The sequence below is a fragment of the Algoriphagus faecimaris genome (genome assembly GCF_900101705.1).
GTDB classification, from domain to species: domain Bacteria; phylum Bacteroidota; class Bacteroidia; order Cytophagales; family Cyclobacteriaceae; genus Algoriphagus; species Algoriphagus faecimaris.
On the sequence record NZ_FNAC01000044.1, the window covers coordinates 21,270 to 32,523 of the forward strand.

13 protein-coding genes are annotated in these 11,254 nt (G+C 43.3%); 11 read left to right on the forward strand and 2 right to left on the reverse strand.

The genetic code is table 11. From position 1 onward, the window contains the following. Positions 1 to 7: 7 nt before the first annotated feature. From rimM to rplS, 3 genes are read left to right on the forward strand one after another with little or no spacing between them, the layout of a single operon-like run. Complete coding sequence (rimM, locus tag BLQ57_RS17745) at positions 8 to 538, forward strand: ribosome maturation factor RimM (protein WP_087940933.1); 531 nt, start codon at positions 8 to 10, stop codon at positions 536 to 538. Between the two features lie 3 nt (positions 539 to 541). Continuing rightward, positions 542 to 1,258 carry a tRNA (guanosine(37)-N1)-methyltransferase TrmD gene (gene trmD / locus BLQ57_RS17750; protein WP_087940932.1) on the forward strand — a complete coding sequence of 239 codons (717 nt, stop codon included), beginning with the start codon at positions 542 to 544 and terminating at the stop codon, positions 1,256 to 1,258. 51 nt (positions 1,259 to 1,309) lie between these two features. Further along, positions 1,310 to 1,675, forward strand: coding sequence for a 50S ribosomal protein L19 (gene rplS, locus BLQ57_RS17755; RefSeq protein ID WP_087940931.1), 366 nt, complete (start codon positions 1,310 to 1,312; stop codon positions 1,673 to 1,675). Between the two features lie 187 nt (positions 1,676 to 1,862). On the opposite strand, the gene BLQ57_RS17760 is transcribed toward rplS, so the two are convergent. Next, positions 1,863 to 2,102 carry a hypothetical protein gene (locus BLQ57_RS17760; protein WP_087940930.1) on the reverse strand — a complete coding sequence of 80 codons (240 nt, stop codon included), beginning with the start codon at positions 2,100 to 2,102 and terminating at the stop codon, positions 1,863 to 1,865. Position 2,103: 1 nt separating this feature from the next. Here BLQ57_RS17760 and BLQ57_RS17765 point away from each other — a divergent pair, with 1 nt between their 5' ends. From BLQ57_RS17765 to BLQ57_RS17800, 8 genes are all read left to right on the forward strand, one after another. Next, positions 2,104 to 2,394: a hypothetical protein gene (locus BLQ57_RS17765; RefSeq protein WP_087940929.1), complete on the forward strand. Its 291-nt coding sequence runs from the start codon at positions 2,104 to 2,106 to the stop codon at positions 2,392 to 2,394. A gap of 125 nt (positions 2,395 to 2,519) precedes the next feature. After that, entirely contained in the window at positions 2,520 to 4,058 is a 1,539-nt protein-coding gene (gene gltX, locus BLQ57_RS17770; protein WP_087940928.1) for a glutamate--tRNA ligase, read from the forward strand. 11 nt (positions 4,059 to 4,069) lie between these two features. Beyond that, positions 4,070 to 4,282 carry a hypothetical protein gene (locus tag BLQ57_RS17775; protein WP_087940927.1) on the forward strand — a complete coding sequence of 71 codons (213 nt, stop codon included), beginning with the start codon at positions 4,070 to 4,072 and terminating at the stop codon, positions 4,280 to 4,282. 64 nt (positions 4,283 to 4,346) lie between these two features. Next, positions 4,347 to 6,956, forward strand: coding sequence for a carboxypeptidase regulatory-like domain-containing protein (locus BLQ57_RS17780; protein WP_169712793.1), 2,610 nt, complete (start codon positions 4,347 to 4,349; stop codon positions 6,954 to 6,956). A gap of 33 nt (positions 6,957 to 6,989) precedes the next feature. Then, complete coding sequence (locus BLQ57_RS17785) at positions 6,990 to 7,646, forward strand: porin family protein (protein ID WP_087940925.1); 657 nt, start codon at positions 6,990 to 6,992, stop codon at positions 7,644 to 7,646. Positions 7,647 to 7,717: 71 nt separating this feature from the next. After that, positions 7,718 to 8,212 carry an RNA polymerase sigma factor gene (locus BLQ57_RS17790; RefSeq protein ID WP_087940924.1) on the forward strand — a complete coding sequence of 165 codons (495 nt, stop codon included), beginning with the start codon at positions 7,718 to 7,720 and terminating at the stop codon, positions 8,210 to 8,212. After that, entirely contained in the window at positions 8,202 to 8,513 is a 312-nt protein-coding gene (locus BLQ57_RS17795) for a hypothetical protein (RefSeq protein WP_087940923.1), read from the forward strand. The genes BLQ57_RS17790 and BLQ57_RS17795 overlap by 11 nt, the downstream gene beginning before the upstream one ends. A gap of 12 nt (positions 8,514 to 8,525) precedes the next feature. Further along, entirely contained in the window at positions 8,526 to 9,263 is a 738-nt protein-coding gene (locus tag BLQ57_RS17800) for a Spy/CpxP family protein refolding chaperone (RefSeq protein ID WP_087940922.1), read from the forward strand. A 100-nt stretch (positions 9,264 to 9,363) separates the two neighbouring features. On the opposite strand, the gene BLQ57_RS17805 is transcribed toward BLQ57_RS17800, so the two are convergent. Then, entirely contained in the window at positions 9,364 to 11,049 is a 1,686-nt protein-coding gene (locus tag BLQ57_RS17805; protein ID WP_087940921.1) for a DUF885 family protein, read from the reverse strand. Positions 11,050 to 11,254 lie beyond the last annotated feature (205 nt).

Consider the following 11,254-nt stretch of genomic DNA (forward strand, 5'->3'; position numbering starts at 1 on the left):
TCTCCCCATGAACAAGGAGCAATGCTTTCAATTAGGCTATATAGCTAAAGTTCATGGACTCCGTGGTGAAGTAACGGTGATGCTTGATGTCGATTATCCGGAAGAATATGAAGATCTCAAGCACTTGTTTCTCGAACAAAAAGGCCGATTGGTTCCATTCTTTTTGGAACACTTCGTGCTGCAGCCCGGTAATAAGGTGCTGGCCAAGTTTGAGGACCTAGATCGAATCGAACAGGTGGAAGAACTCGTAGGATCGGAAATTTATCTTCCGCTAAGCGCCCTTCCCGAGCTAGATGAGGACCAATACTATTTCCACGAATTAATTGGGTTTGAAGTCATCGATGAAACCAAAGGACTATTAGGTCCTGTAGAGACCATTTATGATTTGGAAACCCAAGATCTACTCGGAGTAAAGCACCAAGAAAAAGAAGTGCTCATCCCTATTCAGGATGGCATCATTCAAAAGGTGGACAAGGCAGCTAAAAAAGTTTACTGCCAATTACCCGAAGGTTTACTTGACATCTATCTCGAAGACTGAGTCATGCATATAGACATCATCAGCGTAGTACCTGCATTGCTAGAAGGTCCTTTTTCCCATTCGATTCTCAAAAGAGCCGAAGAAAAAGGGATTGCTTCTGTCCAAGTACACAACCTGCGCGATTATGCCGTCGGCAAGCAAAAGCAAGTAGACGATTATGCATTTGGTGGTGGAGCAGGCATGGTGATGATGATCGAACCCATCGCCCGCTGTATTGAAGCCTTACAAAAGGAGCGCACATACGATGAAATCATCTATGTCACTCCTGACGGAAAGACTTTTGATCAGCCCATGGCCAATACACTCTCCATGAAGCAAAATCTCCTAATCCTCTGTGGTCATTACAAAGGAGTGGATGAGCGGATAAGAGAGCGATTCATCACTCAGGAAATAAGTATAGGAGATTTCGTGCTTTCCGGTGGAGAGCTTGCTGCTGCGGTAATCGCAGATGCGGTCATTCGGCTCATCCCGGGTGTACTCAATGACGAAACTTCAGCCTTGACTGATTCTTTTCAGGATCATTTATTGGCTCCTCCGGTGTATACTAGACCAGCCGAATGGCAAGGAATGGATGTACCGGAAGTATTACTATCAGGTCATGAAGCCAAGATCAACGAATGGAGATTTGATGCATCGGTGCGCCGAACCAAAGAAAGAAGACCAGACTTATTGGCAAAATCCGGATTGGTGAAAGGCGAATTGAAATCGAACAAACAGTAATTGAATAAGCCACGCGTTGGCCAAACAGCGAAAGCATAAAATATAGAAGCTATGAGCGAACTAATGAAAATCGTAGAAGCGGAATACAGCGAGGCGAGAGCCAAATTCCCTTCTTTCAAAGCTGGAGATACCATCAACGTACACGTACGAATCAAAGAAGGTAATAAGGAGCGTATCCAGCAGTTCCAAGGAACTGTGATCCAGCGTAAAAACCCGAATTCGAACGGAGAGACATTCACCGTAAGAAAAATATCCAATGGTATCGGTGTAGAGCGTATCTTCCCTATCCTTTCTCCATCTATCGAGCAAATCGACCTATTGAGACAAGGTAGAGTTAGAAGAGCTAGATTGTTCTACTTGAGAGGACGTCAAGGTAAAGCTGCTCGTATCAAGGAAAAAATCAGAGTGAAAAACTAATTTCGCTCAGTTAATTAATAAAAAGAGGAACTCCACATCGGATTCCTCTTTTTTTTTGATTCACCTTTGAGGTTTCGAATACCTCGAAGGTTTTTACAAACCTGATCGAGCATTGCAATCTCAAATTTTTTCCCACTCTTCTCCAATTAAGTAGCCATTCATCGGTTTATAATTTGTTTTTCAGAGGTCATAACTTGTGCCAAGTATCGGGATAGCCTGTCCCGAATTTCGGGAGAATCTTCGCATTGATTCCCCGATCCATCGGGCTTCCCTCTGTGTGTCGCTTTGGGTCATGCTCGATCTCGTCTTTATAAAATATTCTATCTCCACTTGTCGTTAACTGCTGTGCAATCACATTGGTATATTTAACCCACACTTCACTGCTTATCTGAGAGTTGAATTCTATATTTAATAAATCTTCCTTCACTATGAATACACCCCAACTTACCGATCCGGCAAAAGAATTAGCAGCTGTCACCATCACCCTATTTCAGGTGGTTTGTGGATTGGTTTTTTGCCTTTCGGTGTACATGATTTACCTGGCTTACCTCGGTTTACTTACAGATTGGGAGTTTAGTATACGGTTCACATTCTTCAGATTTTCTCCAGAAGAAAATTCAAGAATTTTTCACATGCTTTTCTTTGTGTTCCCTGCTGCCGGAGCACTTATTGGATTTTTTATCTTAGCCTATTTGAAAAAAGTGATTCATAAAGAATAGCCCTGAGAGATTCCCATAATTATATTCTCCAACAATCCCCCTTCCCCTACAAATCCCTATCTTTGCAGCCTCAATGATCAAACCATCGATCCTACAGTCTGTTATCAGAAAAGAAATACTAATCCATGAGTAGAGAAGTTCGCGTACGTTTTGCCCCATCCCCCACCGGTCCCTTGCATATCGGAGGAGTGAGAACGGCCCTTTATAATTACCTTTTTGCCAAAAAAAATCAGGGAAGATTCATCCTCAGGATTGAGGATACTGATCAGGCCCGGTACGTAGCTGGAGCAGAGGAGTATATCCGGGAATCTTTGGATTGGTTGGGGATCACTCCTGACGAAAGCCCATGGAACCCCGGTGATGTTGGCCCTTACAGGCAGTCGGAGCGAAAGCCTGACTACATGCAATATGCATTGGACTTGGTGAAAAAGGGACACGCTTATTATGCTTTCGATACGGCTGAAGAACTGGATGCGATGCGAGAGCGATTGACCGCGGCCCGTGTCGTGCAGCCTCAATACAACAGCATCACAAGAACTCAGATGAAAAACTCGCTGACACTCTCCGCAGAAGAGGTAAAGGCGAGATTGGAATCGGGAGAGCCCTATGTGATTCGTGTCAAAATCCCACGCAAAGAAGAAGTCCGTCTCAATGATTTAATCAGAGGCTGGGTAATGGTGCATTCCTCCACCTTGGATGACAAAGTATTGATGAAATCCGACGGCATGCCTACCTATCATTTGGCTAATATCGTCGATGATCATTTGATGGCTATTACTCATGTGATCCGCGGTGAAGAATGGCTCCCCTCTGCTCCCTTGCATGTGTTGCTGTACAAGTTTTTTGGCTGGGAAGAGACTATGCCTGAATTTGCCCATTTACCCCTTCTCCTAAAACCGGATGGAAATGGGAAACTATCCAAGAGGGATGGAGATCGTTTGGGATTCCCCGTGTTTCCCATTGATTGGAACAATCAGAGCACCGGAGAAACTGCCATAGGCTTTCGGGAGCAAGGTTATTTACCAGATGCTTTATTGAATTTTCTGGCCTTTCTCGGCTGGAACCCCGGAGACGAGCGTGAACTTTTCACCAAGGAAGAGTTAGTAGAAGCTTTCACCATAGAACGAATCGGTAAGGCAGGGGCAAAATTTGACATTGCTAAAGCCAAATGGTACAATGAGCATTACCTGAGAAATACACCTATCGAGGAGCTAGCAAAATTTGTCCAAGCGGATGCAAAATTGGATGGCTTCGAACTTTCTGAAGAGAAAGCAGCTGCCATAGTCCGTCTGACCAAGGACCGAGTGACCTTCTCTGCTGAACTTTGGAAAGAAAGTCAGTTCCTGGTTTTGGCCCCTCAAAAATTTGATGAGCAGGTTGCCTCCAAAAAATGGAATACGGATGCTGTCAAAGTCCTGGGAAACTATGCTGAGAGACTAGACGTATTTACAGGACAATTTGATGCTGAAACTGCCAAAACCTTACTCGGAGAGTCAGCCGAAGCGGTGGAAGTCAAATTAGGAAAAGTTATGCAAGCGGTACGTTTGGCAGTGACGGGAGCAGGTGCAGGGCCTGATTTGATGGAGATATTTGCTATATTAGGACAAGAGGAGGTGGCCAAGCGAATCAGATTTGCGATGGAAAACCTTGAAGTTACCAGCTAATTCAAGCGACTATGAGCAAAAAGAAGAAGAAAATACAGGAAGACCCGAAGGTCCATGGAGACTTGAAGGGTTTCAAAATGGAAATTGACTCCTTTGGTGAGATTTCATCTTCCTTTCCTATCGATAAGATCAATGAATTTCTCAATAAAAATGTAGAGGATAAGAAACTCAAAGATCGGGAAGACCTGGATGAAATCAAACGAGGTTCGGAGGAGGAAGAGTAAACATCGAGTGCCTTTTTGGGGCACTCTTTTTTTTATAGTTCAAAAGGTTTATTTTGTACTAACTATGAAGACCGTAATATTAGTTTTTATTAGCTTTTTATACACCAATCTGGCCATCAGTCAAACCGGGCGGATTGTAGGAAAAGTCATCGAAAGCGAAACTGGTCAACCCCTACAGGATTATCATATTTTTATTCCCAACACTACTTATCAGGCATTTTCAGACTCTTCGGGCAATTTTTTATTAGCCAATGTACAAGAAGGTCTTTGGGAGGTCCAAGGAAGAGGGGCGGGATATATCACCAACTCCCAAAAAATAACAGTAAAAGCTGGAAATTCCCTGAATATGACTTTTTCCGTGGATTCAGGGGTTGAGGGCAATCTATTTTCTTCAGATTTTTCTAAATCCAAGCGAAAGAAATTCATCAAATCAGTAGAAGAGAAATTCTTCAAGGATCATCCCAGTAAGGATAAGGTGCAGCTTTTGAATCAAGATCAATTAATTTTTGAAACTCAACGCGATAAAAACATCAAGGTGGGATCCGCAGGTCCTTTATTTTTTTCTAATCAAGAGACCGCGTATTTGATCACCATTTATTTCGAGCCTTTTATTTTAGAGGAAGATCAACCGATATCTATGACTGTCTCCTATTTTGAATTACCTGAAGAAGGAGACAAGGAAAGCCTCAGAAATGCCCGACTCGCGGCCTACAAAAATAGCCCCTCCTACTTCTTGTCTCAGTTGATGATTGGTGATCTTTCTGAATTTTCCTCAGACCCTCAGCCCGAAGTATCTTTTTCCAAAATTCCCGGTGAATATTTCCTGAAGTTTGACACTCCTCTGAAGATCAAAGGAGAAAATGGCAGACTAGGAAATATGAGTTATAAGGGAGAAAAATTACAAGTTAAACTAAATGGATCCCCTAATGAACCTGGAAATTTGGACTGGGAGGGACAGGTTTTTGAAGGTAATCCAATTTTTGGAGTGCCACATACTTTTAATGCAGCTAAATCTTTCCAATTGGCCAATTTGGAGAAAAATGCAGAGGTTATGGAAGAGCGAGTTTACCTGCATACCGATCGCAGACATTACTGGCCCGGTGAGCATATTTTTTTCAAAGCTTACCTCAGCTATGCCAATTCCCTACTCTCGGAAGACTTGAGCAAGGTTCTCCATGTAGAGTTGATTGACACGACCGGCTATGTTTGGATTCATGAGGTAGTAGAGATCAATAATGGCCTAAGTGCAGGTCAGCTTGCGCTTCCAGATCTAGCCGAGACTGGCAACTTTTTTCTAAGAGCCTATACCAGTTGGAGTTTGAACTATGAGCGAGGAGAATTTATCCTTCCTATTCAGATTCTCGATCATTTTAGCCAACCTGAGGCCTCCACTGAGGAGTTTGAAATTAAAAATGTGGGCCTATTCACTGATAAACAATCCTACGGAGGAAAGGAAAAAGTTCGACTTAACCTAATGATTACAGATGAAGCCGGGCTTCCTCTTAGCGCAAATTTGTCTGTAGCTGTCCTTGACCTGAAACAGGCTGTCTATGTCTCGGAAAAAAGAAAAATAACAGATCAATTGGCGGGCAAAATACTAGTCAATGAGATGAAAGATTTTGTATACCCCCTTGAGCAAGGGTTTGAACTATCCGGAAAGCTACAAGATGACGATGGCCAACCCATTCAGGGGACCATTCAGGCATTTATCAATGGCTACGAAGACGAGCGCAAACTAAAATCTGACAACACTGGAGTATTTTCTTTTCCTGCCTCAAATTTTGAAGGAGAGTTTGAGATTAACTTAAAAGCTACAGGACCCTACAATCAACCCATCCGCACTATTCAGTTGGACCTCAAATCTTATCCTAGTGAAGAATTGGATTTGAATAGCCCATTTCCCGATGTCGTAAAAAGAGGAACTCCTCCTGACAAGAGTATTCGTCCAATTAGTCCACTAGAGGAAGGAGAGATTCTATTGGAAACAGCAGAGGTCAAGGCCTCCAAAAAACAAAATATCGAAAGAATGATCTACGGAAGACCCGATAATGTGGTCAATACCAACGAGATGAATTTAGTAGGTACTACGCTTCAATTTCTCTATGCACTAATGGCCAAAGTACCTGGAATGAAAGTCGTGGGCTCACCTCCGTATGTGGGTGTACGCTTTCGGGGAGGTGAACCTCTGGTCTTGATCAACGGAAATCCAGCCAATGCCCTATCCGGTGGTACCTTCTCAGGAGGTTCGGGTCAGTCCGTCTATACTGTTCTAGAAAGCATCAATGTTTACAACATCGAGCGTATCGAGGTGCTCAGAAGAATAGTCCCTCAATATGGGGATCAGGGAAGAAATGGAATAATTTCTATCTTTCTGAAAACCGGCCCTAGTCTTGCCGCTAGCCTAAACAATTTCAATCTCTTTCCCCTTCAGGGCTTTCAGCAGGTTAAAAAATTTGATGAAGCAATAGAGTCCCGCCAAAACTTTCCTTTTTTAGCCCCATTCCGACCCACTTTATATTGGAATCCTTTTGTCATCACAAATGAGAGGAGCCTGTCCCTGCCGATTGAGTTTGAACTGAATGAGATAGCAGGACCTTTTTTGGTAGAAATCAGAGGCTTTTCGATCTTGGGAGAACCGATTTATGGTACCTTCGTTTTAAATAACCAAGACTGAGCTATCGGGCTTCTAGGATCAAATTACCAACAGATGAAAAAAACTATTCTTGCCTTTTTAATGATTTTGTCGGCTTATCAAGCTTTTTCACAAACGAGTGTCGGAATCCGTGCCGGCTATACCACCTCTACCTATTCCTATCGTCCGGCAGCCAATTTCCGGGCCATTGGGACAGAGGCTGTGGGCAAGCCTACTTTTGCCTTTGTCATCGAGCATTTCAATTCCAAAAATGCTGGTATTGAACTCAATCTACAGCTAATCACCCTTGGTATGAACTTACCCAATCCAGATACAGATCCCATTCAGCGGAATATCAGTGAACTGGACTATCTGAAAATGCCCTTACTTGCCAGTTTCTTTGCGGGACGCTCAGGAAGATTTCAGATCAAAGTCGGCCCCCATTTGGGCTACCTGCTAGGCGCAAGAGACATTCAGCGAGATTTTAGCAGCTCAGCAAGACCTGAACTCCCAACCTATGGTGGGCCCGATGATCATCCCAAAAAGCTTATGTATGGACTGACCGGAGGTGCGGGAATTTCCAAACTTTTCGGAAAAAGCACGCTAGCAGGTGAAGTTCGCTTTGCTTATGATTTCACCAACCCCGAGGGGCAGGATAGGGTTTTTGATATGAATTCTACCAACCTGGAATTTACGCTGGCTTACCTCTTTCGCATTCGAGAGCGAAATTAAAAGCTATAAAAATGAGATGTTTTTTCCTCCCTTGTCATATAATTCGACTTTTTCACGACTAAGGGTTGAATATGCAGCATAGCGAGCTCGAATATCTTCTAAAAGCCCATCATCGGGAAGCCTTTCTTTGGGCAAGGCAATGCTGCTACTTCGATGATGAACTTGCCAAGGATATTCTTCAGCAGTGCTATCTGAAAATTCTCGAAGGAAAGGCCAAACTTCACCAACCCGAGAAAATCAAATCCTGGCTCTTTTCTATTATTCGGTTTACGGCAATAGATGAGTTACGAAAGATCGGGAAAATAGAAGCCTTAGAAGAAAATTATGATGCAGTGATTCCCGAAGAGGAACTGGAAGAAAAGAATTATGATGGAATCATTCAGCTACTTCCGCTTCGTCAACGAGAGGTGATCTTGGCGGTTTTTTACCATAATATGACCATAGAGGAAGCTGCCGAAACCTTACAAATCACCTTGGGAACAGCGCGTACTCACTATGAAAGAGGTAAAAAGAAACTGAAAGAATTGATTTTAAAAACTCAACTACAGCAACACAATGGACAATGATCAACTACTTCGTGACTTCTTTGCAGAAATGAAGGCAAAGGATCAGAAAATAAAGACGCCGGAGTTTCCTGAAGTCAAAGCTCGCAGCATCAATTGGTGGCTTCCTATAGGAATAGCAGCAACGCTGTTGCTAGGTGGGTTTTATTTCTTTTCTCCACAGGAAAGCCCCGATACTTCGGCAGATCTACTTATTATCACGCTTCAAGAAAATGAGTATAGCCAACAAGAATTAATTATCGAAGAAAAGGACTACATCGATGTATGGGAATCTACCACCACTTCCCTTTTGACTGATTTCTAAACCAACGCTACCATGAAAAACCTATTTGTAATTGCCCTACTTCTGCTCTCAAACTTTACGCAAGCTCAGGACATCTTCAAAAAAAACCTTTACTCCGCCGATCAGATTATGCAGGCTAGAGAAAAAATCAACCTGTCGGACACCCAAGCTACTAAAATCAAAAAACTTCATGCTGAAAATGCCGGAGACTTTTCTACACTAAAATGGGACCTAGACGAGGCAAATGTCCGACTGGAAAAACTGCTAGCAAGCCCAAAGATCGATGAGACTGCCGTTATGACTCAATTGGATCGGGTGCTCAGCCTAGAAAATCAATTGAAGAAAAAACAACTCGCCACCTTAGTCGCCATCAAAAACGAACTCAGCGAAAGCCAAATATTGGCTATGGATCGCCAATTCTTAGGCAATAATCAGACACTTTCCGGGAGAGTATCTGGATTGGGAAAGAGTGAAACAGCCAGTTCTTCAATGAGCCCTTCAGCCAGGGTTCGTATGGGTTACCCAAGTAAAGGTGTTTCAATTGCAGTGGCCGGAGAAAACAAAGAGGACCAGCCCCTCTTCATTATTACCACTTCGGAAGGGACTATAGAAAAATCATCCATGACCAACTTGGATATTGACCCCAATGACATCGAAAGCATCTCTGTTCTCAAAGACAAATCCGCTACGGGAGTTTACGGAGAAAAAGGCAAAAATGGGGTCATCATAATTACCCTCAAAGATGGTGTCAAGGTAAAATATAAAAAATAGATGATGGTTTAAATTAGATGGAAAAAGGAGGCTGATTGGCCTCTTTTTTCATTTCCAACCCTGCAAGAGTTTGAAACCCCTGCAGGGTTACTTAGAAAAATCAATCCAAAAACCGCCAGCTCGCTTTATGGTTTTTATCCAGCGACTGTCCGGTTACTTTGGCTCTGAGGATTTCCACCGGCATGGTATTTTGCTGCATAATCAGGTCATGAAAGGTTTTTTCCTCCATTTTCCCTGAGTCCACCATTTCAGCTCGAAGCGCATAAAACTCCAAAGCCCCAATCATATAAGCAATCTGATACAGCGGGCCATAGCTCCCCTCAAAGGATCGCCGGACTTCAGCTTCTGCATTGGCATACTCGTGCCCCACCCGATCCACTAAGAGATCGATGCATTCCTGTGGACTCATATTCCCGAGGTGATAATTAAGCGAGAAAATGATCCGGGCACAGCGATGCATTCTCCAAAACAGCATCCCCACTTTGTCTTTGGCGTCCCGTGGAAAATCCCGATCCCAAAGTACAAATTCCCAATACAGCGCCCAGCCTTCCGTCCAAAAGGGAGTACGGAAAAGTCGTCGGTGGGTCATATAGCGCTGATTCATGAATTGCTGTAAATGATGTCCGGGAATCAATTCGTGCTGAACGGTGGCCCGTGAAAAATGGGGATTATTTCCCCGCATGGACATCATTTTTTCTTCATGTGTCATCTCCGAAGTTGGGTAAGAAATCTGAATCACTTCACCACCCAGAAAGAAAGGACTGACTCGTTGTCTTTCGGCAGAAATCATCCGCGTTCGCCAAGTTTCTTTGGCCAGTTCGGGCACGGTAATCCAGTCATTTTCCTCCATGATTCCGATTGCTTCCTCACCGAGACGGGCCACTTCCTCAGGCCAAGATCCGGCGGGAAGGTAGGTTTCTTTCACCATCTCCAAAGCAGCCTTCCAGTCGTTTCCAAAGCCCAATTCATTGGAAGCTTTGAGCATCTCCTTTTCACACCATTCAAATTGACGCTCAGCTTCGGCTATCAGCTCCTCAGGAGAATAAGCGATCATCTCAAAAGCCAATTGATTTAAGAGCGCTTCCCTTCCTATAGGCTTACCGATGATGCCACTGCCGTCATCTTTCACCGGGTTGGTATAGTGCTCGCGCAAAGCTGAAGCGTACGATTTCAGGCTAGCATCTAGCATTTCCCAAGGTTCAGGCATCCACCAGGTAAACTCCGGATCATAGTCAAAGTAAAATTCATAGGCTTCCTTTATCGTTTGATGTAAACGCTCAATTGCTGCCGCAGCCAAATCAGCCTTTTGCCAAGAATTGTATTTCGAGGTAGTGGATAAACCTGCTTTTTGTTCATCAATTTGTTTGGCCACTTCATTCCAACTTGCCGCCAAAGTCTGAGAATCCGGTTCTTTGGCCCGACGCCGGGCAAGCACAAAATTCTGAAGAGGCTCTGCAAATGCCAACACAGACTTTACTCCCTCAAAATCTTTTCTTTCGAGCGCCATCTCGGCGATTTGAGTTTCCAGATAATTGCGAAAAAGTACGTAATCAATTTTTCCATCTTCGGAGAAGGAATCATAATTAAAGCTTTGTAAAACTTCCAAATATTCTAGGTTGAAGGACTCCATTCGGTCAAAATATTCTTCAGAGAGCGAATTGGTGTATAAGCGGCTGAGTGCACCACGGTCCGCCTGATAGGTTTGGATCATTTGTGCGAGTTCGGTAGCCTGTACACCGAAGCTGATTAAAACTAGGAAAACAGAAATAAAGAGAGGTCTCAACATAGCAAGAGTAATTATGATGAAGGGAAAAGGTACTAAGAATTTTAGAATTCAGATTACCACTAATCCATTTTGAATAAGATTTCTGAAATCAGATTTTACACAATTGAATCCCAAAAAGACACTATCTGTCTGTCTAAGTGGTTCACCCTTTTTTTTAAAACCACATAGACACATAGTTTTTATTGCTTGAAAAGCTATTCTTTCC